18 protein-coding genes are annotated in these 21420 nt (G+C 73.6%); 8 read left to right on the top strand and 10 right to left on the bottom strand.

The annotated features are described in order from the left end of the window. Positions 1-116: 116 nt before the first annotated feature. The gene (locus ACGFRG_RS14315; RefSeq protein WP_393263861.1) at positions 117-953 is read left to right on the top strand and encodes a (2Fe-2S)-binding protein; all 837 of its coding nucleotides are present in this window, start codon (positions 117-119) and stop codon (positions 951-953) included. A 203-nt stretch (positions 954-1156) separates the two neighbouring features. Continuing rightward, positions 1157-2224, top strand: coding sequence for a DUF2637 domain-containing protein (locus tag ACGFRG_RS14310; RefSeq protein ID WP_361424705.1), 1068 nt, complete (start codon positions 1157-1159; stop codon positions 2222-2224). An 18-nt stretch (positions 2225-2242) separates the two neighbouring features. Here ACGFRG_RS14310 and ACGFRG_RS14305 read toward each other — a convergent pair whose 3' ends face one another. The 3 genes from ACGFRG_RS14305 to ACGFRG_RS14295 form a co-directional block, all read right to left on the bottom strand. Next, positions 2243-2698, bottom strand: a complete 456-nt coding sequence (locus tag ACGFRG_RS14305) for an ATP-binding protein (protein ID WP_361424702.1) — start codon at positions 2696-2698, stop codon at positions 2243-2245. Positions 2699-3054: 356 nt separating this feature from the next. After that, a complete protein-coding gene (locus ACGFRG_RS14300) occupies positions 3055-4797 on the bottom strand; it encodes a pyruvate dehydrogenase (RefSeq protein ID WP_393263859.1) in 1743 nt (580 codons plus the stop codon). Between the two features lie 28 nt (positions 4798-4825). Further along, the gene (locus ACGFRG_RS14295; RefSeq protein ID WP_361424696.1) at positions 4826-6391 is read right to left on the bottom strand and encodes a protein phosphatase 2C domain-containing protein; all 1566 of its coding nucleotides are present in this window, start codon (positions 6389-6391) and stop codon (positions 4826-4828) included. A 407-nt stretch (positions 6392-6798) separates the two neighbouring features. On the opposite strand from ACGFRG_RS14295, the gene ACGFRG_RS14290 reads away from it, so the two are divergent. The 3 genes from ACGFRG_RS14290 (at position 6799) to ACGFRG_RS14280 (ending at position 8741) form a co-directional block, all read left to right on the top strand. Further along, positions 6799-7779 (top strand): helix-turn-helix domain-containing protein, encoded by a 981-nt coding sequence (locus ACGFRG_RS14290; RefSeq protein WP_393263857.1) that lies wholly within the window; start codon positions 6799-6801, stop codon positions 7777-7779. A gap of 86 nt (positions 7780-7865) precedes the next feature. Further along, on the top strand, positions 7866-8348 hold the full coding sequence (locus tag ACGFRG_RS14285; RefSeq protein WP_361424690.1) for a DUF456 domain-containing protein: 483 nt from the start codon (positions 7866-7868) through the stop codon (positions 8346-8348). Positions 8349-8366: 18 nt separating this feature from the next. Next, positions 8367-8741 (top strand): PPOX class F420-dependent oxidoreductase, encoded by a 375-nt coding sequence (locus ACGFRG_RS14280; RefSeq protein ID WP_361424687.1) that lies wholly within the window; start codon positions 8367-8369, stop codon positions 8739-8741. 283 nt (positions 8742-9024) lie between these two features. Here the strand turns inward: ACGFRG_RS14280 and ACGFRG_RS14275 are convergent, their stop codons facing one another. The 7 genes from ACGFRG_RS14275 to ACGFRG_RS14245 all read right to left on the bottom strand — a co-directional run bounded on the left by ACGFRG_RS14275 (position 9025) and on the right by ACGFRG_RS14245 (position 17864). Next, a complete protein-coding gene (locus ACGFRG_RS14275) occupies positions 9025-9480 on the bottom strand; it encodes a MarR family winged helix-turn-helix transcriptional regulator (RefSeq protein ID WP_393263856.1) in 456 nt (151 codons plus the stop codon). A gap of 56 nt (positions 9481-9536) precedes the next feature. Continuing rightward, the gene (gene asnB / locus ACGFRG_RS14270; protein WP_393263855.1) at positions 9537-11378 is read right to left on the bottom strand and encodes an asparagine synthase (glutamine-hydrolyzing); all 1842 of its coding nucleotides are present in this window, start codon (positions 11376-11378) and stop codon (positions 9537-9539) included. A gap of 154 nt (positions 11379-11532) precedes the next feature. After that, positions 11533-12630, bottom strand: a complete 1098-nt coding sequence (locus tag ACGFRG_RS14265) for a calcium:proton antiporter (RefSeq protein WP_393263853.1) — start codon at positions 12628-12630, stop codon at positions 11533-11535. A 92-nt stretch (positions 12631-12722) separates the two neighbouring features. Further along, positions 12723-14147: an AlkA N-terminal domain-containing protein gene (locus ACGFRG_RS14260; protein WP_393263851.1), complete on the bottom strand. Its 1425-nt coding sequence runs from the start codon at positions 14145-14147 to the stop codon at positions 12723-12725. 275 nt (positions 14148-14422) lie between these two features. Further along, a complete protein-coding gene (gene rsgA / locus ACGFRG_RS14255; RefSeq protein ID WP_393263849.1) occupies positions 14423-15523 on the bottom strand; it encodes a ribosome small subunit-dependent GTPase A in 1101 nt (366 codons plus the stop codon). A gap of 369 nt (positions 15524-15892) precedes the next feature. Next, entirely contained in the window at positions 15893-16312 is a 420-nt protein-coding gene (locus ACGFRG_RS14250) for an ArsR/SmtB family transcription factor (RefSeq protein ID WP_393263847.1), read from the bottom strand. 43 nt (positions 16313-16355) lie between these two features. Then, positions 16356-17864, bottom strand: coding sequence for a hypothetical protein (locus ACGFRG_RS14245; RefSeq protein WP_393263845.1), 1509 nt, complete (start codon positions 17862-17864; stop codon positions 16356-16358). A gap of 186 nt (positions 17865-18050) precedes the next feature. Between ACGFRG_RS14245 and ACGFRG_RS14240 the strand changes: the two genes are divergently transcribed. Genes ACGFRG_RS14240 through ACGFRG_RS14230 form a run of 3 tightly spaced genes read left to right on the top strand, consistent with a single transcriptional unit; the run spans position 18051 to position 21414 of the window. Further along, the gene (locus ACGFRG_RS14240; RefSeq protein WP_361424663.1) at positions 18051-18524 is read left to right on the top strand and encodes an oxidoreductase; all 474 of its coding nucleotides are present in this window, start codon (positions 18051-18053) and stop codon (positions 18522-18524) included. Then, the gene (locus ACGFRG_RS14235; protein WP_393263843.1) at positions 18521-20452 is read left to right on the top strand and encodes a proton-conducting transporter membrane subunit; all 1932 of its coding nucleotides are present in this window, start codon (positions 18521-18523) and stop codon (positions 20450-20452) included. Before ACGFRG_RS14240 ends, ACGFRG_RS14235 begins: the two co-directional genes overlap by 4 nt. Then, a complete protein-coding gene (locus ACGFRG_RS14230; protein WP_361424657.1) occupies positions 20449-21414 on the top strand; it encodes an NADH-quinone oxidoreductase subunit H in 966 nt (321 codons plus the stop codon). Before ACGFRG_RS14235 ends, ACGFRG_RS14230 begins: the two co-directional genes overlap by 4 nt. The last annotated feature ends 6 nt before the right edge of the window (positions 21415-21420 follow it).

Below are 21420 nucleotides of genomic sequence, written 5' to 3'. Positions count from 1 at the left end.
TCCTACCGTTCGGTATCTCCCCAGCACCATAGGCGGACAAAGCGACAGTTCAAACCTCGCACTCATCCGCTAAGGTAAGCCTTACCTGCAAACGATCGTGATTCGGTGGTCCCTGCATGACTGTGTCGACGCTGCTCCCGAGCCCGCTTGCGGCGTCCTACGCGCGCCTCGCCGAGGTCTACCCGGGCCTGCGGGTGGCGGAGCACGCGGACGGCGAGCCGCTGCCGGACTCCCCCGGGTGGGTCGGCGCGCACCAGCTCGCCGAGGGCGGGTCCGCCCTGGACGCCTTCCTCGGCTGGGACGAGGAGCAGGTCCTGCGGGACTACGGGCAGCGGGCCCGCCCCGACGTGATCGCGTCGTTCGGCTTCCACCGCTACGCCTGGCCGGCCTGTCTGCTCATCACGGTCCCCTGGTTTCTGCACCGCCGCGTACCTCGCGTACCCGTCGAGGACGTGGCCTTCCAGCGCACGCTCGGGCGACTGACCGTCCGGGTGCGGGAGTTCGCGTGCCTGCCCGGCGACCCGGCGGGCGCGCTGCCCGGCGCCCGGGTCGTCCCGGACGAGGAGGCGCTGCGCGCCGAGGTGCGCGCGGCCGTGGCCGAGCACATCGGCCCGGTGCTCGACGGCTTCGGACCCCGGATGCGACGGGGCCGGCGGGCGCTGTGGGGCATGGCGACCGACGAGATCGTCGAGGGCCTGTGGTACGTGGCGGCGCTGCTCGGCGAGGAGCCGCGCGCGATGGGCGAGCTGGAGCGGCTGCTGCCGGGCTCGACCAAGCCGTATGTCGGCGGCGCCGGGTTCCGTGAGCTGACGGGACCGGCGGGCGAGCCGCTGCCGACCCGCGACCGGGCCAGCTGCTGCCTCTTCTACACCCTGCGTCCCGAGGACACCTGCGTCACCTGTCCGCGTACCTGCGACGCCGACCGGGTGGCCAAGCTCGGCACGGCGTCCTGAATCCACACGCGCCACGCCACCCGTCGGAGTGAGTCGCATTCGAACTCAACTCGCTCTGCGGCCACGCAAGTTCGATCAGATCGCACCTATCCGAATGCCACGGGCGTCCAATGGCGGTCTCTTGCCCCGAAAACCCCCTGCGGCCCCGTACGGCAGGAGCACTATGGCGCCCGAGATGCCTTACGTGATTCAAGGGACACCGCATGCGACTGACCGACATATCTCTGGACTGGCTGCTTCCGGGCGGCGTGATGATCGTGGGGGTCGTCGTGGCGTTGGTCGTCCTCGCGCGCGGCAAGCGCGTCGGCGGTGAGGGCTCGTCCGGCGACGACAGCTGGGAACGCAGCGAGGATCGCCGCAGAAGGAAGGAGGCCGTGTACGGCACGGCCTCCTATGGACTGCTGTTCTGCTGCGCGGCCGTCGCCGCCGCGCTCTCCTTCCACGGCCTGGTCGGCTTCGGTCGGCAGAACCTGGGCCTGACCGACGGCTGGGAGTACCTGGTCCCGTTCGGCCTCGACGGCGCCGCGATGTTCTGCTCGGTGCTCGCCGTGCGCGAGGCCAGCCACGGCGACGCGGCACTCGGCTCGCGCCTGCTCGTGTGGACGTTCGCGGGGGCCGCCGCCTGGTTCAACTGGGTGCACGCGCCGCGCGGCATCGCCCACGCGGGCGCGCCGCAGTTCTTCGCCGGGATGTCGCTGTCGGCGGCGGTCCTCTTCGACCGCGCGCTGAAGCAGACCCGCCGGGCGGCACTGCGCGAACAGGGCCTGGTGCCCCGTCCGTTGCCGCAGATCCGGATCGTACGGTGGCTGCGCGCGCCCCGGGAGACGTTCGGCGCCTGGTCGCTGATGCTCCTGGAGGGCGTACGGACGCTGGACGAGGCGGTCGACGAGGTGCGCGAGGACCGACGGGCCAAGGAGCAGAACCGGCTGCGCCGGCGCGAGCAGGAGAAGCTGGAGCGGGCGCATCTGAAGGCGCTCACCCGGCAGGGCCGGGCGCTCGGCCGGGTGCGGCCCGGCGGGCGCCAGGTCGACGTCCAGTCCATCGCCGGTGGTTCGGGCTCCGCGCAGCCGAAGGCTGTCGCGGAGCCCGCCATAGCCGAGCCGGGACAACTGCCTCTACGCAACCGGCCCTCCCTGCAGGCCGTCACGGGCGCTGAGTCCGCGACCTCGCCCCGCACCGTCGACCTCACCGCCGAGGACGACACCCAGACCCTGCCCCGGCTCGACCACCTGGAGCGCAAACTGAAGGATCTTGAGCAGCAGTTCGGCTGAGGCGGTGGCCCGCGCCCCTTACGCGCCGCCCAGACTCAGTTCGAACCAGACCACCTTTCCCGCCTCGTGCACGCGAACGCCCCAGGCGTCCGCGAGTGCCTGTACCAACAGCAGGCCCCTGCCGTGCGTACCGTCGTCGGCGGACGGTACGTGCGGCCCGGGCAGCGCGGCCATGAAGTCATGGACCTCGACGCGGAGCCCGGCCGACGCGACCGTGGCCGTCACCACCGCCCCGTGGTCCGTATGGATGAGGGCGTTGGTCACCAGCTCGCACGTCAGCAGCTCGGCCACGTCGGCCGGCTCCGAGTGCCCCCAGTGCCTCAGCAACTCCCGCAGCGCGCGCCGCACTTCCGGCACCGCCGTGAGATCCGACCGCCCCACCCGGCGCCGCAGCTGACCCTGGAGCGCGGCGCGCGCACCTGTCCCCTGGAGCGATCCCGTATCGGATCCAGCCCCTCCCTGACGTCCTGTCATGACCCCCACCCGCACGTCGCAACGTCCCTTCCCGTCTCGAACACCCTCACGAGATGCATGCCCCGGTGACCCCCCGTCACGCATGGTGATTCCGCAACGACCGACGGAAACCGGCGCGGGAGCGGTTCCACGCCCACCGCCATCGGTTCCGTCCCGGATCCGACCGGAGCGGGCACTCGACTGCCGCACCCCTTACACACGGACGACTCACAGGGTTAAAGGGCCCATAAACCCGGGATTCGCGGGTTGAGGCGCGCGAAGCCCTGCGGTTCCGCACGCCTTCCGGCCACCCCCGCCGGAGACGGGCTGACCGCAGACAATCACCCCATCTACCGACCCGCGAGTGGACGACTTGCCTACGGGCGAGGAACGTTGCGTAGATTCGAGCGCGCCATCTGCAGCATCCGCCCGACCCCGCCGTCCAGCACGATCTTGCTCGCGGAGAGCGCGAACCCGGTCACCATCTCCGCGCTGATCTTCGGCGGGATGGAGAGCGCGTTGGGGTCGGTGACGACGTCGACCAGGGCCGGACCCTTGTGCTTGAAGGCGTCCTTGAGAGCGCCCGCGAGATGCTTGGGCTTCTCGACGCGCACCCCGTACGCCCCGGCCGCGCGGGCGATCGCCGCGAAGTCGGGGTTGCGGTTGGTCGTCCCGTACGACGGCAGCCCGGCGACCAGCATCTCCAGCTCGACCATGCCGAGGGACGAGTTGTCGAACAGCACGATCTTCACCGGCAGGTCGTACTGCACGAGGGTGAGGAAGTCCCCCATCAGCATGGCGAAACCGCCGTCGCCCGACATGGAGATCACCTGCCGGTCGCGGTCCACGAACTGCGCGCCGATCGCCTGCGGCAGCGCGTTCGCCATCGAGCCATGGCTGAACGAACCGATGATGCGCCGCTTGCCGTTGGGCGAGATGTAGCGGGCGGCCCAGACGTTGCACATCCCGGTGTCGACCGTGAACACCGCGTCGTCGGCGGCGAGTTCGTCCAGTACGGAGGCGACGTACTCGGGATGGATGGGAACGTGCTTCTCCACCTTGCGGGTGTACGCCTTGACGACGCCCTCCAGCGCGTCCGCGTGCTTCTTCAGCATCTTGTCGAGGAAGCGGCGGTCTGTCTTGGCCTTCACGCGCGGGATGAGACAGCGCAGCGTCTCGCGCGCGTCGCCCCAGACGGCGAGGTCCAGCTGGGAGCGCCGCCCCAGACGCTCCGGCCGGACGTCGATCTGCACGATCTTGACGTCGTCGGGCAGGAAGGCGTTGTACGGGAAGTCGGTGCCGATCAGGATCAGCAGATCGCACTCATGGGTGGCCTCGTAGGCGGCGCCGTAGCCGAGCAGCCCGCTCATACCGACGTCGTACGGATTGTCGTACTGGATCCATTCCTTGCCGCGCAGCGCGTGCCCCACCGGGGCCTTGATCCGCTCGGCGAACTCCATCACCTCGGCGTGCGCCCCGGCGGTGCCGCTGCCGCAGAAGAGAGTGACCCTGGCGGCCGCGTCGACGAGCCGGGCCAGCTTCTCGATCTCCGCGTCGCCGGGGCGCACCGACGGCAGGGCGGTGACCAGCGCGTGCTCGACGGCCTTGTCCGGGGCGGGCTCGGAGGCCACGTCGCCGGGCAGCGCGACCACGCTGACACCGCCCCGGCCGATCGCGTGCTGGATGGCGGTCTGGAGCAGCCGGGGCATCTGCTTCGGGCTGGAGATCAGCTCGCTGTAGTGCGAGCACTCGCGGAACAGCTGGTCGGGGTGGGTCTCCTGGAAGTAGCCGAGGCCGATCTCGGACGACGGGATGTGCGAGGCGAGGGCGAGGACCGGGGCCATCGAGCGGTGGGCGTCGTACAGCCCGTTGATGAGATGGAGGTTGCCCGGGCCGCAGGAGCCCGCGCAGGCCGCGAGGCTCCCGGTGAGCTGGGCCTCGGCCCCCGCGGCGAACGCCGCGACCTCCTCGTGGCGGACCTGGATCCACTCGACGGCGGAGTTGCGGCGGATGGCGTCGACGACGGGGTTGAGGCTGTCGCCGACGACGCCGTACATCCGCCGCACCCCGGCCCGGGCGAGGATGTCCACGAACTGCTCTGCCACGTTCTGTCTGCCCATGGCTCCATTCATGCCACGGTCGGCCGCCTCACGCCTCCCAGACCGCGACCGCCGTACGGTCGTCGGCGTAGCCCTTCACCCTCAGCTGGGTGTCGGCGAGGAAGGCGGCGAGGCCGGGCGGCTCGTCCCCGGCCCAGCGCTCGGCGAGCTCCTTGGCGAGCGCGGGCTCACCCCGCAGCGGCTCGGCCAGGCCGCCGCTGCACAGGAGCAGGGTGTCGCCCGGGCGGGCGACCGAGGCGCGGAAGCGGAACGGTTCGGCGGGCGGTGGCGGGGCATCGATGAACGGCCGGGCGGGCTCCACGGTGTGCAGGTCCATGGTGAGCCGGTCGCCCTCGACGGTCTCGGCGGGCGCGGAGCCGAACCCGACGACGGGCTCGCCGGAGACCTCCCCCGGCTCGGGCACCGCGGGCTCGATGTCCTGCCAGGCGCCGGCGCGCAGCCGGAACAGCCCGCCGTGCCCGACGCCGAAGAACACCCGGGTGCGGCAGGACGGATCGGCGGACAGCAGCAGACAGCGCAGGCTCGCGGTGTACTGCTCGGGCTCCGCGCCCAGTTCGGCGGCGCGGGCGCGCAGCCGCCCGTAACTGCGGTCGGTGAGCCGGTGCAGACCGGACTTGAGGTCGCCGCGCCGCCCCGCCCTTATGTCGTCGGCGAGCCGGGCGTGGCTGCGCCCGATGGCCCCGCCGATCCAGCGGCAGGCGTCGGCGGCGGCCAGGTGCGCGTCCTCGACGGCCCGTACGCCGCTGGCCACGGCGACGAGCACGAGGGCGTCCGGGCCGTTGCCGAACCGCGCGGTGAGCAGCGCGTCCCGCCTCGGCTCGCCCCGGTAGCGCGCGGAGTCGCCCCGCACGGACGCGGCCCGCAGCACATACGCCCCGTACCGGGCCCCGTCGAGCACGGTGTCGGCGACGAGCTCCCCGAGACTGTCGGGCCGGGCGAACGGCAGCGCGGTGGGCTCGGGGTCATAGGTGGGCGGACCATCACCCACATGGGCTACGAGAGGGCGGGGTGCGGGGGGTTCGGGGTCGGGCTGCGGTGCCGCGTCGACCACGGTCGCCGGGCCTGATTCCGGCGGGACGGGGGGCTCCGACGGGCCCGGTGCGGCGGCGGCAGGGGCGGCCGGGGGCGCCGAGGGCGGTTGCGACGGCGGCTCGGGGATCGCCCCGGGCTCGTACGCGGGCGGCGGCGGTGCCGTGGGCGGCACCGAGTCGGCGGGCTCCCACCAGGCGGCCGAGCGGCCGGCGTCGGGCGGGGCCGTGGGGGCGGGCGGCTGCCAGGGGGCCCGGGGGCCGGTCACGGCCGGGGGCGTCGCGGGCTCCTGATCCGGTGGCCGCCCCCCTTGCACCGGCGTCCGGTCCGCAGGATCGATTCGGTCATTGGCCACGGGCTGTTGGGGCACGCGCGCCGCGTGCCGGGGACCGCTGCGGCCCGACCTCGGGTCCGGCACGGCCGGACTCACCGCCTGCGCGGCCGAGTCGAAACGGTCGTCGAGGGTGTCGCCCGCCTTGGCGGGTGCGTTGTCCGGGGCGGGCTCGTCGTACAGGCGAGTCCACCAGTCGTCGTCCGAGGTGCGCCTCTCCCCCTGCTGACTCATGCCCTTATTGTCCACCGCACGGGCCGTACGAAAACGGTGCATCGGGTAAAAGTGGTCAGCACACAAATCCGCCCACCGTACGCGGACACGACCGAATCCGACCCCGGATCCGACTTCGTCGGGCGGCCCTTCCCCCCACAGGAGGGCCGCCCGACGAAGCTTTCGCGCAGCGGAGTTCCCTTCGACCCGGGTGGCGATATCGGGCGCATCGCATCTCCCCGGGTGAATCAGGAACAAAAAACCCCGCGCGCAAAACACACAAATGCCTTGTTGCCGACGGCTGTTGGTGCTGCGGTTGCGCAACCTTCGCAGAGGGACGGAAGGTGCGGGGATGATGTTGTGAGGCGGGTTTGCGCCGTGGCCGTTTTCCGCCACGCGCGGACCCCGGCGCGAGAGGGGGCGACGAGGTGCTGGGAGCGATAGGCCTCGACGAGACGCAGGAGTCGGCGTACCGGACGCTGGTGGCGGTGGGCGCGGCGGAGGTCGCGGACCTGGCGCACCGCCTGGCGCTGCCCGAGACGGAGACCGAGCGCGCGCTGCGGCGCCTGGAGCGCCAGGGCCTCGCCGCCCAGTCGTCGGCCAGGACCGGCCGCTGGGTGGCGGCCCCGCCGGGGGTCGCGCTCGGCGCCCTGCTCACCCAGCAGCGCCATGAGCTGGAGCGGGCGGAGCTGGCGGCGGCGCTGCTCGCCGAGGAGTACCGGGCCGAGGCCGCCGAGCCCGCCGTGCACGACCTGGTGGAGGTGGTGACCGGCGCGTCCGCCGTCGCCCACCGCTTCCACCAGCTCCAGCTGGGCGCGACCGAGGAGGTGTGCGCCCTGGTCACCGGCGATCCGATCGCGGTGACCGGCCTGGACAACGACTCCGAGGAGCGGGCGGCGGCCCGGGGCGTGGCCTACCGGGTGGTCATCGAGCGCGCGGTGCTGGCCGCGCCCGACGGGATCACCGAGCTGACGGCGGCGCTCGGCCGCGACGAGCAGGTACGGACGGTGGACCGGGTGCCCACCAAGCTGGTGATCGCCGACCGCACCCTCGCGATGGTCCCGCTGACCGGCCGCGGCGCGGAGCCCGCGGCCCTGGTGGTGCACGCCAGCGGCCTCCTGGAGTCCCTGGCGGGCCTGTTCGAGGCGGTCTGGCGGGACGCGCTGCCACTGCGGCTCGCGGGCGGGGGTGCGGGCATACGGGAGGAGTCGGTGGGCCCCGACGCGACGGACCTGGAGGTGTTGTCGCTGCTCCTCGCCGGGATGACGGACGCGAGCGTGGCGAAACAGCTGGAGCTCGGGCTGCGAACCGTGCAGCGCCGGGTGAAGGGCCTGATGGAGCTGACGGGCGTGACGACTCGGCTGCAGCTGGGGTGGCACGCGTATGAGCGGGGGTGGGTCGCCCGGTAGGTCTCCGGGGGCGGGATCCGGCCGTACCCGGGGTCCGCGCCTCCCGCAGAACTGCGGAAACGGTCCGTTTCCTGCACGCTGGGCAGGTGGGCGTGTGGCAGCTCCTGGAGATGGGCCTGGTGATGCTCCTCGGCCTGTTCGGCGTGCTCGTGCCCGGTGTGCCGGGGCAGGCGATCGTCTGGGCGGCCGTGGCGTGGTGGGCCCTCACCGACACGACGGGCCCGGCCTGGGCGGTGCTGGCCGGGTCCACGGCGCTGCTCCTGATCGCCCAGTCCCTCAAGCTCGTCCTGCCGCCCCGGCGCCTGAAGGAGGCGGGAGTACCCCGCCGCTCGCTCCTGACCGGCGGGATCGCCGCGATCGTCGGCTTCTTCCTGCTCCCGGTGGTGGGCGCGGTCGCGGGCTTCCTGGGCGGCCTCTACGGGGCCGAACGGGTGCGCCTGGGCAGCCACGGGGCGGGCTGGACGTCGGCCCGTACGGTGCTGCGGGCCGGTGGCTACTCGGTCCTGGTGGAGCTTCTGGCGTGCCTGCTGGTGGTGGGGGCGTGGATGGGCGTGGTCATCTGGGGCTGAGCCTGTGACGCTGGAGGCATGAGCGAATTCAGCGCGGCCGAGCGCGCGTACCTGCGGACCCAGCGCCTCGGACGGCTGGCGACCGTGGACGCCAAGGGCCAGCCGCAGGCCAACCCGGTCGGTTTCTTCCCGCAGGACGACGGCACGATCCTCATCGGCGGCCACGCCCTCGGCACGACGAAGAAGTGGCGCAACCTCCTGGCCAACCCGAGACTCGCCCTGGTCGTGGACGACGTGGTCAGCGTCCGGCCGTGGAAGGTGCGCGGAGTGGAGATCCGCGGCGAGGCCGAACTCCTCACGGGCCCGCACGAGTTGGGACCGCACTTCAGCGAGGAACTGATCCGCATCCACCCGAGGAAGATCCACAGCTGGGGCTTGGAGGAGGGCGCTTAGGGCCTGTCCGGTGGATCTGGCCGCCTTCGGTCCGGGACGCCGTTTCGGTGCTGGTGAGCGGGGGCGTGGTGCTTCCCCAAGCTCTCAACCTCGTTCGAGCAGGGGAGACCCCAATGCTGCAAGGCGGAGGAGGGCGGCGACGCGTGGGGGTGCCCCCTGGTCGAGCGGAGCCGAGAGCTTGGGGGAGTCGGCAACCGACGACAACGCGGCAGATGGGCGTGCCACACCCCCGCGTCCCAGGCAAGATCCACCGGACAGGCCCTAAGGGGCCCACCTCCCCGCGTCACCTCCGACTCGCCGGGTCGGACCCGTCGTGCGCCGCCTCGGCCAGCCGACGCAGCAACGGCCCGAGCGCGACGACGGCCCGGGCCTCCTCGTCGGCCAACGCCCCCAGCCGCCAGGCCAGCACCTCCGCCTCGGCCCGCGCGGCGTCCACCAGCGCCCGGGCGCCGTGTGACGTCAGCACGATCCGCACGGCCCGCCCGTCCGTGGGGTCGGACTGGCGCAGTACCAGCCCGGCGGCCTCAAGCCCCGCCACCGCGGCCGTCGCGGTCGGCTGGGAGCACGGCACCCGCGCCGCGAGCTCGCCGATGCGGGCGGGCCCGCTCTCGGCGAGCAGCGAGAGCACCACGATCTGGGTCGGCTGGATCCCGTCGGCGGGAGCGGCCCGGCGCAGCCCGCGCAGCAGCCGGTGCAGCGAGATCACGAGCTGCAGCGCCGCATCGTCGTCGATGATCATCGCCCGTCGCCGCCCCCGCACCGAATGGCCCGCACCCCGGGAACTCCCGGGGAAAGTCAGGCGAGTGTAATCCCGGGCGCGTACATGTCGATCCACAGCGCCAGGTCGAGCGCGTGTTCAAGCCCGGTCCGGGCCGCCTGGGTGGTCTGCGGCGCCTCGACCCGTACGGCCGCCGACAGGAGCTCGCGGTCGACGAGTGCGAAGACGGGGTGGCCGCTCCGGGAGAGCAGATCCTTGCCGTGTTCCTGGAGGGCGACGGCGTACTTGGGGTCCTGTGTCGAGGGGTACGGGCTCTTCACCCGGTCGTAGACCGACCGCGGCAGCACATCCGCCGCCGCCTCCCGCAGCAGGCTCTTCTCGCGCCCGTCGAACGACTTCAGCGACCAGGGCGCGTTGTACACGTACTCGACGAGCCGGTGGTCGCAGAACGGCACCCGCACTTCGAGGCCCACGGCCATGCTGGCGCGGTCCTTGCGGTCGAGCAGCACCCGTACGAACCGGGTCAGATGCAGGTGGCTCATCACCCGCATCCGGTACTCGAAGTCGCTCTCGCCGTCGAGGCGTTGGACCCCGGCGGCTGCCGTGTCGTAGCTGTCGCGGACGAACGACGTGAGGTCGAGCGCGGCGTTCACCTCGGGCCGCAGCAGCGAGGTCCCGTCACCGAAGTGGTCCTTGTGGCGTACGAGCCAGGGGAAGGTGCGGGCGGTGCGGGCCTCCGGGTCGAAGAACTGCCGGTAGCCGCCGAAGACCTCGTCGGCGGACTCGCCGGAGAGCGCGACCGTCGAGTGCTCGCGGACGGCCTGGAAGAGCAGGTGGAGCGAGGTGTCGAGGTCGCCGAGCCCGGTCGGCAGGTCGCGGGCGCGGATGACCCGGGCGCGCAACTCCTGGTCGGCCAGGGCGTGCGAGTCGAGGACGATGTCCTGGTGCCGGGTCCGGGCGCCGCGGGCCACGTCGTGGGCGTACGGGCTGTCGGGGGTGGGGCGCAGCTCGTCGGCGACGAAGTTCTCGGTGCGGCCCGCGAAGTCGACCGCGAAGCTGCGCACGCGCTCGCCCTTGGCGGCCAGGCGGCGGGCGGCAAGACCGGTCAGCGCCGAGGAGTCGAGCCCGCCGGAGAGCAGTACGCAGCGCGGTACGTCGGCGACGAGCTGGCGGCGCACGATGTCGTCGAGCAGGTCCCGGACATGGGTGACCGTGGCGTCCCGCCCGTCGTCGTGCGGCCGGGTAGGAAGGGACCAGTAGACGTGCCGGCGCAGGCCGTCGCGGTCGACGGTGACGACGGTGCCCGGCTCGACCTCCTTCATGCCGTCCCAGACGGCCTGGCCGGGTGTCTTGACCATGACGAACAGCTCGCGCAGCCCGTCCAGCGAGACCGTGCGGCGGGCCAGCGGGTTGGCGAGGATCGCCTTGGGCTCGGAGCCGAAGAGCACGCCGTCGGGCGTCTCGTAGTAGTAGAACGGCTTGATCCCCATCCGGTCGCGGATCATGACCAGGCGCTGCCGGGGCTCGTCCCAGACGGCGAACGCGTACATGCCGTTGAGCCGGTCGGCGACCGCCTCGCCCCATTCGAGGTAGCCGCGCAGCACGACCTCGGTGTCCGACTGGGTGGTGAACCGGTGGCCGCGCGCGGCGAGTTCGTGGCGCAGGTCGGTGAAGTTGTACGTCTCCCCCGAGTAGACGAGGACGACGCTTCCCTTCTCGGTACGGGCGGTCATCGGCTGGCGGCCGCCCGGCAGGTCGATGATCGCGAGTCGGCGGTGGCCGAGGGCCGCGGGGCCGCTGATCCAGGTGCCCCGGTCGTCGGGGCCCCGGCAGTCCATCGTCTCGGTCATCGCGTCGACGGTGTCCTGTTCGGCGCGCAGATCACGGTCGAAGGAGAGCCAGCCGGTGATGCCGCACATGCGGTGCCTCCTGCTTCCCGGCCGAGCCCGTCCCTGACCCGGCCGATTCAGATGTATCTAGCATCTATATTTCGATCGTGCGCCCACGGGCGAGGCCGCGTCAACAGGGTGGCCGCGCAGGCGAGTTGAGGAGAGGCGATAATCGGCCGCGGGTTCAGGGGCTGACCGCGAGCACCACGTATCCGGCGAAGAGGGCCAGGTGGACGCCGCCCTGCATCAGCGTGGCGCGGCCCGGGACGAAGGTCAGGATGCCCACCCCGACGGTCAGCGCGAGCAGCACCATATGGCTGGCGCCGAGCCCAAGGACCAGCGGCCCCGACAGCCAGACCGACGCCAGCGCGACGGCCGGAATGGTCAGGCCGATGCTCGCCATCGCCGAGCCGAGCGCCAGATTGAGGCTGGTCTGCACCCGGTCACGGACGGCGGCCCGGCTCGCGGCGATGGTCTCGGGCAGCAGCACGAGCAGCGCGATGACCACGCCGACGACCGAGGCGGGCAGCCCGGCGGCCGCCACCCCGCTCTCGATGGTCGGCGAGACGCCCTTGGCCAGGCCCACCACCGCGACCAGGGCCACCCCGAGCAGGCCGACGCTGATCAGCGCGGTACGGGCGGACGGCGGATCGGCGTGCTCCTCCGCCATCACCTCGCCCTGCTGGGTGACGGGCAGGAAGTAGTCACGGTGGCGCACGGTCTGGGTGGCGACGAAGAGCCCGTACAGGGCGACCGAGGCGAGGGCCGCGAAGACGAGCTGCGCGGGCGAGAACTCCGGGCCCGGCTTGCTGGTGGTGAACGTCGGCAGGACCAGACTGAGCCCGGCGAGCGTGGTGACCGTGGCGAAGGCGGCGCCGGTGCCCTCGGCGTTGAAGACGGCCAGTTTGCGGCGCAGCGCGCCGATGAGCAGACAGACGCCGACGATGCCGTTGCAGGTGATCATCACGGCGGCGAAGACGGTGTCGCGGGCGAGGGTGGCGTTCTTGTCGCCGCCGTCGGACATCAGGGTGACGATCAGCGCGACCTCGATGATCGTCACCGCGACCGCGAGCACGAGGGAGCCGAACGGCTCGCCGACCCGGTGCGCCACCACCTCGGCGTGGTGCACCGCCGCCAGCACCGCACCCGCCAGAAGACAGGCCACGAGCGCGACGATCTGGGCGGGCAGCGACCGCCCCCAGGTGAGCGCGAGCAGCACGATGGCGAGCGCCGGCACGAACGCCGACCACCGCTCCAGAGGGAGGCGGGCGAGACGGATCATGTACCGACGTTCGCAGACGGGGGCGGGGGGCGCGCGTCGGCGGGGCCGCGACGGCGGCCCGACGGGCAGTCGTGATCATGACCCGAGCCCTGTCACGCCCCTTCGCCGTGGCAGCGAGCAGGTGCGGCGGTGAGCAGGTGCCGGTGGGCGTACGAGCGCCAGGGTCGCCAGAGTTCGTCCGCGCCGCCGCCACCGCCGAAATCCACGTCCGGCTCGCCCAGCGACCGCGCCCGGACCAACGCGATCGTGGGCGCGTCGAGGCCGGGCAGCGTGCGCAGCACCCGGACGGCCTCGTCCCGGTCGGCGCCCGCGTCGAGCCGCAGGGTGGTGTCGGCGAGCGCGGTGGCGAGGGCGGCCAGGGCCGGGTCCGGGTGTGCGGCGAGCGTGGCGGGCTCGGGGAAGAGATGGGTGAGGGCGCCGCACGGCACGTCCAGGCGCTTCCCGTACGCCTCGACGAGCTCCCCCGCCGCCCGCCGGCCCACCAGCGCCCGTACCGCGTACTCGTCCGGGTCGGCGGCGCCCGGCGAGCGCAGCCCGGGGCGGGCCGCGACCAGCGGGGCCAGCCGGGGGTCGGCGGCGAGCCGCTCGTCGACGGCGTACGGATCGGCGTCCAGGTCGAACAGACGTCGCAGCCGCTGCACGGCGGTGGTGAGATCGCGCAGGTCGGTGAGGTGGATACGGGCCTCAAGCCAGCCGCCCCGGCGCGGACGCGCCTCGTCGACGGCCACGATGCCGGTGCCGTACGGCAGGCGCAGGGTGCGGCGGTAGGTGCGGGCGCCAGGGGTGCCGGTCATCTCCTCGACCCGGTCGACGGCCTCCTCGGCGAGCAGGTCGAAGACCGCGCCCGTGTCGTACGGGCCCCGGTGCGCCAGGCGCAGCGGGATCCCGGCGGCGAACGCGGCGCGCGCCCGGGTGGCCTTGGTGCCCGCCTCCTCGCGCAGCGCGCTCGGCGTACGGGCGTAGATCTGCCGGATGGTGTCGTTGAACTGCCGCACGCTGGCGAACCCGGCCGCGAAGGCGATCTCGGTGACCGGCAGCCCGGTGGTCTGGAGCAGTACGCGCGCGGTGTGGGCGCGCTGGGCCCGGGCGAGGGCGACCGGGCCCGCGCCGAGCTCGGCGGTGAGCTGGCGCTGGACCTGGCGGGTGCTGTAGCCGAGCCGCCCGGCGAGCCCGGGGACGCCCTCGCGGTCCACCACGCCGTCCCCGATGAGCCGCACGGCGCGGCCCACCACGTCGGCGCGCACGTTCCACTCCGCCGAGCCCGGCACCGCGTCCGGGCGGCAGCGGCGGCAGGCGCGGAAGCCGTGGCCCTGGGCCGCGGCGGCGGTCGGGAAGAAGCGGACGTTGCGGCGCTTGGGCGTGACGGCCGGGCAGCTCGGGCGGCAGTAGATGCCGGTGGTCGACACGGCGAAGAAGAACTCGCCGTCGAACCGGGCGTCACGACTGCTGACCGCTTCGTACCGGTTCCGGTCGGGGTCGCCGACGCCCGTGTCGTACGGGCCCTCGTCATGCGTCATAGGTCCAGTGTGCGGGGCCGGGGGCGCGTCGGCTGGCGGGAATCGGACACGGCGTTTCCCAGCGCCCTCGTGGAAGTCCGCCGCGGTCCGGCGCGCCCATCAGGGGCGCGGGGCTGTGTCGATGTGCGGCTCCGCCGCGATGGGGGTCCCCTCTGTTCGAGCGGAGCCGAGAACTTGGGGGAGCGACCACCCACGCACGGTCCGCAGCCGAACGAAGGCACTTCCAGCCCCACGCGTGGACGCCGCACCCGATTCCCGCCCCGCCCCGCACCGCGTCAGCGGCCGCGGCCCCGCTTGGCCGCCATGTTGGCGCGGCCCTCCGCCGACTTCAGGCGCCAGTCGCGGCGGATCTCGTTACGCAGCCGGGCGTCGGTCTTGGCGACGATCCGGCGGTTCTCGCGGATCAGCTTGCGGAAGCTGTCGAGGCGGCGCTCGGCCAGCGAGCCGTCCTCGATCGCCGCGAGCACCGCGCACCCCGGCTCCGCCTCGTGGGCGCAGTCGTGGAAGCGGCAGTCGCGGGCCAGCTCCTCGATCTCGGCGAAGACCTGCCCGACGCCGGTCTCGGCGTCCCACAGGCCCACCCCGCGCAGCCCGGGCGTGTCGATGAGCACGCCCCCGCCGGGCAGCGCGAGCAGGTTGCGCGTGGTGGTGGTGTGCCGGCCCTTGCCGTCGACGTCACGGATGGCCTGCACCTCCATCACGTCCGCGCCGAGCAGCGCGTTGGCCAGCGTGGACTTGCCCGCGCCGGACTGCCCGAGCAGCACGCTGGTGCCGCCCGAGACGATCGCCCGCAGCACCTCGACGCCCTCGCCGGTCTCCGAGCTGACGGCCAGCACCGAGACGCCGGGCGCGGTGGTCTCGACGTCCTGGACGAGATGGGCGAGCCCGACCGGGTCAGGCACCAGGTCGGCCTTGGTCAGGACGACGAGCGGTTGCGCGCCCGACTCCCAGGCCAGCGCCAGGAACCGCTCGATCCGGCCCAGTTCGAGCTCGGCGGCGAGCGAGACCGCGATGATGGCGTGGTCCACGTTGGCCGCGAGGATCTGTCCCTCGGACCGGTTGGACGAGGTGTTGCGGACGAAGGCGGTACGGCGCGGCAGATACGCGCGGACGAACCTCGGGTCGCCGCCGGGATCGACGGCCGCCCAGTCGCCGGTGCAGATCACCCGCATCGGGTCGTGCGGGGTGACATACGTCGTGTCGGCGCGCAGCGGCCCGCCTTCGGTGACGATGTCGCACTGGCCCCGGTCGACCCGGACGACCCGCCCGGGCAGCAGCCCGCGCTCGGCGTACGGGGCGAACTCCGCGGCCCAGGCGTCGTCCCAGCCATAAGGAGACAGCGGGTGGGCGGCCCGCGGATCGACGGGCTGTGCCACTGCGGAAAGCGGCGCTGCGGACGGGGAGTTGGAGACGTGCTGCGACTGCTGCGAAGCAGAAGAGGAAGACAAGGGGTGACCCTTCGAAGGGTGGCCCCGGCACTGCGAGAGTGTCAGCCGGCGGCCACGGGAGTGGAGGTGACGCATATCTGGATGAGGGCAGCGCCCATCGCAATGACAGCCATCAGTCACACCTCCCGTATCGATCCCAGGGTCAGTCTCTCGGCCGAGCGCGCGGGCCAACGGCCGCCGCACGGAACTCAGTCACCATAACGCCGCCCCCGAACGGCGGCCAACTGATTTTCCGCACCCGGATTCCCGCGCCCGCCGACACCCGTACGGGCCGGTCGACTCCTCAGCCGGATCAGCTCACTTGCCCAGCGCGGCCCGTCGCACTCCCACCGCGCGCGGCGCCCGGGCCGGGCGTTCCTGGGTGGCCGGGGCGGCGTCCGGCGTCGCCTCGGCGGCGGGGGCCTCGGCGGCCGAGGCCGTGCGGGCGACCAGGGACGCCTCCTCCAGGAGGCTGCGTACGCCGGGGCCGGCGGCCCGGTAGTAGATGCGGGTGCCCTCTCGACGCGAGGTCACCAGGCCCGCGGCCCGCAGCCGGGCCAGGTGCTGGGAGGTCGCGGCGACATGCGCGCCCAGGAGCTCGGCGAGGGCGCTCACCGGCAGCTCGGCGCCGCTCAGCGCCCACAGCAGCCGGTAGCGCGACGGATCGGCGACCGCCTTCAGTACCGCGACGGCACGGTCCGCGCTCTCCGTGTCCCAGCCCTCAACTTGCGCTCCCATGCAAATATCCTAACGGAGACCGCCCTCCGCGGCCCCCGGTGATTCAAGCGCGGGGCCGGGGCGCGAGGAAGACGTACCAGACCGTCGCCGTGCGCGGAGTGACCACCTTGTGGCCGGGCCAGGTGCGGGCGTACGCGGGCGGCCGCGGTCCGTACTGGACCAGGGCCAGCGGGGTGCGGCGGGCCGCCGCCAGGACGCCGGGCACGGTCGCCGTGGTGTTCCGGCGGTCGCTGGCCTGCGAGGAGCAGCCCCCGTAGAAGGCCTGCGGCTGCGACTCGTCGCCGACGATCGTGCAGGGCGGCCGGATGCCGTCGTCCGCGAGCCGGGCCACCAGCCACTGGTCGTCGGCCCGCAGGTCCTGCTGGCGTGCCGTGCGCTTGGCCATGATCGCGTACTGGCCGGAGAGCTGGAGCGCCACGCACACCGCGACCGCGACGGCCGCGACCACGCGCCACCGCCCCTGCGCCGACCGCACCGCACCGACCGCGCACTCGGCGACGACCAGCGCGAGCAGCGCGTACGCCGGGATCAGGAAGCGCGGGGCCGCGTAGCCGATGCCGAAGAGGTACGGCACCGCGAGCGCCGCCGCGCACCACACCGCGAGCAGGGCCTCACGCGCGCGCCCGACGCGGGAGGCGAGGAGCACCCCGAGTGCGGTGAGCAGGGGCAGGGCCAGCCACCACACCGCGGTGGTGTGCGGGTTGGGCCAGCCGGAGGTGCAGGGGCGGCAGAGCAGCGGGCCGTTGAGCGTCTCCAGGTTCATCCCGAGGGCGTTGTGCAGGCTGAGCCCGCCCTGCGCGTCGCCCGCGCCCTTGATCCGCTCCAGCAGACCGCCGAAGCGCGCGTACGCCTCGATCACCCAGGGCAGCACCCCGGCCGCCAGGCCCGCGAGCACGGCCACGGCCAGGCGCGGCTGCCGCCAGGCCCGTACCGCGAGGACCGCCACGAGCAGCGCGACGGCCAGATAGCCGCCGTCGTACGGCCGTACCAGGGCGGTGAACGCCACGCTCAGCGCGAGCGCGTACAGCGGGCCGCGCCGCCGGTCGGGGTCGGCCGCGCCGCGCAGGAACCACCCCGCACCCGCCGTCGCCCCGTACGCCACGTACAGATTGGGCATGACCTCGCCCGCGTAGAACTGCACCACCCACAGGCCGGCGAAGAGCACCGCCGCGGTCAGCACCACCCGGCGGCCCACCAGCGTCAGCCACGGCTGGAAGGCGATCACGAGTCCGGCGGCGGCGAGCAGCAGCATCCAGGCGCGCAGCACCGGCACCGAGCCGGTGAGCTGCGCGGCGGGCGCGGCCAGCCAGCTGACGCCGCGCGCCCTGGGCTCGCTGAAGAACGCGTCGGGCACCCGGGGGTCGACCTGGCTGACGTAGACCGTCTCGTCCCAGCCGAGCGGCAGCCGCCACGCGCCGGTGGCCAGCTGGACCGCGCCGCACACCAGCGCGAGGGCGAGGCCCACCAGGGCGAGGCGGACGGTGTCGCGGCGCAGCGGGCGGGCCGCCTCGCGGCTCGGCAGGGTCCGGGTTACTTGATCGGCGGCAGACATGCGGACACGTTACGCGGCCGGGAGCGCCGTGGCAGGACCTGTGCGCCAACGGAGTGGATCACTTTCGGCGCCCGTCCCAACACCCGCCCTAGCGGGTCCCAACCGCCGCCCTGGACGGCCCCAAAGCTTGTCAAAACTCCTGCCCCGGTCGTAACCGGCGAGCGTGCGCGGCGGGTTACGCGGGGCATGAGCCTGCTGCGCAAGATCCGTGACACCGGACGGGTGGCCGAGGACGCCCCGCCCCGGCCGGGCCCCGGGAACTTCCCGCTGCTCGCGGGGTCCGCGCAGGTGCGGTGCGTGGACGCCGGGTCGTGCAACGGGTGCGAGATCGAGATCGCGGCGGCCTTCGGGCCGGTGTACGACGCCGAGCGCTACGGCGTCCGGCTCGTCGCCTCCCCCCGGCACGCGGACGTGGCCCTGGTGACCGGCCCGGTGACCCGCAACATGGCCGGGCCGCTGCGCCGCACGGTCGCGGCGATGCCCGAGCCGGGTGTGGTGGTCGCGGTCGGCGACTGCGCGCTCGACTGCGGGGTGTTCGCCGGGGGTCACGGGGTCGAGGGCGCCGTCGCCGATGTCGTCGACGTGGACCTGACCGTCCCCGGCTGCCCGCCCCGGCCCGAGCGGATCATCGAGGCCCTGCGCACGGTGACGGGCCGGTGAGCGCGGCCGCGGCCACCGGAGGGACCCTGGCGACGGCGGGCGTCGGGGCGGCGGGCCTGGCGGCGGGCTGCGCCGCGCTGGGCGGCGCCGGGTGGTCGGCGTCGTACGCCTGGCTGCTGCCGCTCGGCGGGGTGCGCCTGGAAGTCGACGCGCTGTCCGGCCTGTTCATGGCGGTGGCGGGGGCGGTGGTCCTGGCGGTCGCGGCGTACGCGGCGGGGTTCGCGGACCGGCCGGGATCCGGCTCCCCGGCGCTGCTCCCCTGCTTCTGCGCGGTCCTCGTGCTGATCCCGGCGGCCGCCTCCGTCAGCACCTTCCTGCTGCTCTGGGAGCTGATGGCGGTCGGCTCGCTGGTCCTGGTCCTCGGGGAGCACCGCGAGCGGCGGGCCGTGCGGGAGGCCGGGGTCTGGTACGCCGTCATGACCCAGCTCGGCTTCGTGCTGCTGCTCGCCGGGCTCGGCCTGTACGCGGCGCGGTGCGGCGGCGAGACGTTCGCGGCGCTGCGGGCCGGGGCGGACGGGATGGGGCCGTTCGCACGCGGGACCGTCTTCGTCCTGCTCGCGGCCGCGTTCACCTCGAAGGCCGGGATCATCCCGCTGCACGCCTGGCTGCCGCGCGCCTACACCGAGGCACCCGGCCCCGTCTCGGCGCTGATGAGCGCGACGATGGTCAACCTCGGGGTGTACGGGATCGTCCGGTTCGGCCTCGACCTGCTCGGCGGCGGCTCGGCCTGGTGGTGGCTGGGGCTGCTCGCGGCGGGCGGGGTGAGCGCGGTGTACGGGGTGCTCCAGGCGGCGATGGCGGCCGACCTGAAGCGGCTCCTGGCGTACTCCTCCAGCGAGAACATGGGCCTGGTGCTCATCGGCGTCGGCGCGGGCGGGCTCTTCGCGGTCGACGGCGACCGCCGCCTGGCCGGACTGGCGCTCGCCGCGGCCCTGCTCCACCTCGTCAACCACTCCGCGTTCAAGGGCCTGTTGTTCTGCGCGGCGGGTTCCGTCGTACGGGCCACCGGCGTGCGGGACCTGGACGCGCTCGGCGGGCTGCGGGCGCGGATGCCCGTGACGGCGGCCTTCTTCGCGCTCGGGGCGCTCGGCGCGGTGGCGCTGCCGCCGGGCAACGGCTTCGCCGGGGAGTGGCTGCTGCTGCAGTCGCTGATCCACGGGCTCGCGGTGCCGGGCATCGCCACGGCGGTCGTGCTGCCGCTGGCCGTCGCGGTGATCGCCCTGTCGGCGGGGCTGTCGGCGGCGGTGTTCGTGAAGGCCCTTGGCGTCGGCTTCTTCGCCCGCCCGCGCGGCACGGCCGCCGCGGGCGCGTACGAGAGCCCGCCGCCGGTACTCGCCGGAATGGGGCTCCTCGCGGCGGCCTGCGCCGGACTCGCCCTGTTTCCCGGCATGTTGGGGCCCGCCCTCGACCGCGTCGTACGGGTCGTGGGCGCCGAGCCACCGCTCGGCGGTGGCGCGGGGCTGCGCCTGTCGGCGGTGTCGGCCGCGCTCTCGCCGCTGTGGGTCGCGGCGGCGCTGACGGCGGCGGTCGTGGGCACGGTGACGCTGGTACGGGTGGTGGCGCGGCGCCCCCGGCGCACCGGCGCCCGGCTGTGGGACTGCGGCGGCGGCGCGCCGACCCCGCGCATGGCGTACACCGCGACGTCGTTCGCCGAGCCGCTGCGACGCGTCTTCGACCAGGTGCTCGCGCCCGAACAGGACGTCAGTGTCACGCCCGTACGGGAATCGGCGTATCTCGTCGAGCGCGTACGGTTCCGGCACCGGGTGCCGGACCGGATCGAGCACCGGCTGTACCGGCCGGTGCTGGAGGCGATGTCCTGGGCGGGGCGGGCCTCGCGGCGCCTGGCGTCGGGCTCGGTCCACCTCTACCTCGGCTACGGCTTCTTCGGCCTGGTCTCGCTGCTGGTCGTGCTGGCGGTGGGCTGGTGAGCGACGCGCTGACTCCCCTGGGACTGACCGCGACCGTCCTCCAGGTGGGACTGGTCGCGGCGGGCGCGCCGCTGCTCACGGGTGTGATGCGGCAGGTGCGGGCGAGGCTGGAGGGACGGGTCGGGGCCGGAGTGGGCCAGCCGTGGCGGGATCTGCGCAAGCAGCTGCGCAAGCAGGCGATCACCCCGGTCGGCACCGGCCCGGCGTTCCGGACCGCGCCGGTCCTGCTCGTCGCCACCACCGCCGTGGTCGCGGCGCTGGTGCCGCTGGCGTCCACCAGGACGCCGGTGAGCGGGAGTTCGGACCTGATCGTGGTGGTGGCGCTGCTGGCGCTTGGCACGGTGACGCTGGCGCTGGCCGGGCTCGACTCCGGGACGGCGTTCGGCGGCATGGGGGCCTCGCGCGAGATGACGATCGCGGCCCTTGTGGAACCCACGATCCTGCTCTCGGTCTTCGCCCTGTCGCTGCCCGCCGGATCCACGAACCTGCCCGTGATCGTCACCGGCGCGGTACGCGACCCGGCCCGGCTCGCCTCGCCCGCCGGGCTGCTCGCCACGGCGGCGCTGGCGGTGGCCGTCCTCGCGGAAACGGGCCGGCTCCCGGTCGACAACCCCTCCACCCACCTCGAACTGACCATGGTCCACGAGGCGATGGTCCTGGAGTACGCGGGCCCCGACCTGGCGCTGGTGGAGCTGGGCGCCCAGATGCGGCTCGCGGTCCTGCTCGGTCTGCTCGTCTCGCTCTTCGCCCCCTGGGGCATCGCGACGACCGCCTCGGCGGGCGCGCTGCTCCTGGGCGCGGTGTGCTTCGCGGTGAAGGCGGTGCTGCTCGGCTCGGCGCTGGCGGCGGCCGAGGTGTTCTGGGCGAAGCTGCGACTGTTCCGCGTCCCCGAACTCCTCACCGGCTCCTTCCTGTTGTCCCTGCTCGCCGTGACCACCTCGTACTTCCTGAGCGGAGCGTGAGCCGCG

Origin of the sequence: Streptomyces sp. NPDC048696, from assembly GCF_043198895.1 — a bacterium.
In the GTDB taxonomy this organism is placed as follows: Bacteria; Actinomycetota; Actinomycetes; order Streptomycetales; family Streptomycetaceae; genus Streptomyces.
The sequence above is the reverse complement of the archived record's forward strand: the minus strand, read 5'-3'. Positions and strand labels throughout refer to the sequence as shown.

What these genes read in the sequence shown, in the direction of transcription:
- ACGFRG_RS14315 (WP_393263861.1), top strand. Translation starts at nt 117, where the DNA reads ATGACTGTGTCGACGCTGCTCCCGAGCCCGCTTGCGGCGTCCTACGCG.
- ACGFRG_RS14310 (WP_361424705.1), top strand. Translation starts at nt 1,157, where the DNA reads ATGCGACTGACCGACATATCTCTGGACTGGCTGCTTCCGGGCGGCGTG.
- ACGFRG_RS14305 (WP_361424702.1), bottom strand. Translation starts at nt 2,698, where the DNA reads ATGACAGGACGTCAGGGAGGGGCTGGATCCGATACGGGATCGCTCCAG.
- ACGFRG_RS14300 (WP_393263859.1), bottom strand. Translation starts at nt 4,797, where the DNA reads ATGGGCAGACAGAACGTGGCAGAGCAGTTCGTGGACATCCTCGCCCGG.
- ACGFRG_RS14295 (WP_361424696.1), bottom strand. Translation starts at nt 6,391, where the DNA reads ATGAGTCAGCAGGGGGAGAGGCGCACCTCGGACGACGACTGGTGGACT.
- ACGFRG_RS14280 (WP_361424687.1), top strand. Translation starts at nt 8,367, where the DNA reads ATGAGCGAATTCAGCGCGGCCGAGCGCGCGTACCTGCGGACCCAGCGC.
- ACGFRG_RS14275 (WP_393263856.1), bottom strand. Translation starts at nt 9,480, where the DNA reads ATGATCATCGACGACGATGCGGCGCTGCAGCTCGTGATCTCGCTGCAC.
- asnB (WP_393263855.1), bottom strand. Translation starts at nt 11,378, where the DNA reads ATGTGCGGCATCACCGGCTGGCTCTCCTTCGACCGTGATCTGCGCGCC.
- ACGFRG_RS14265 (WP_393263853.1), bottom strand. Translation starts at nt 12,630, where the DNA reads ATGATCCGTCTCGCCCGCCTCCCTCTGGAGCGGTGGTCGGCGTTCGTG.
- ACGFRG_RS14260 (WP_393263851.1), bottom strand. Translation starts at nt 14,147, where the DNA reads ATGACGCATGACGAGGGCCCGTACGACACGGGCGTCGGCGACCCCGAC.
- ACGFRG_RS14250 (WP_393263847.1), bottom strand. Translation starts at nt 16,312, where the DNA reads ATGGGAGCGCAAGTTGAGGGCTGGGACACGGAGAGCGCGGACCGTGCC.
- ACGFRG_RS14245 (WP_393263845.1), bottom strand. Translation starts at nt 17,864, where the DNA reads ATGTCTGCCGCCGATCAAGTAACCCGGACCCTGCCGAGCCGCGAGGCG.
- ACGFRG_RS14240 (WP_361424663.1), top strand. Translation starts at nt 18,051, where the DNA reads ATGAGCCTGCTGCGCAAGATCCGTGACACCGGACGGGTGGCCGAGGAC.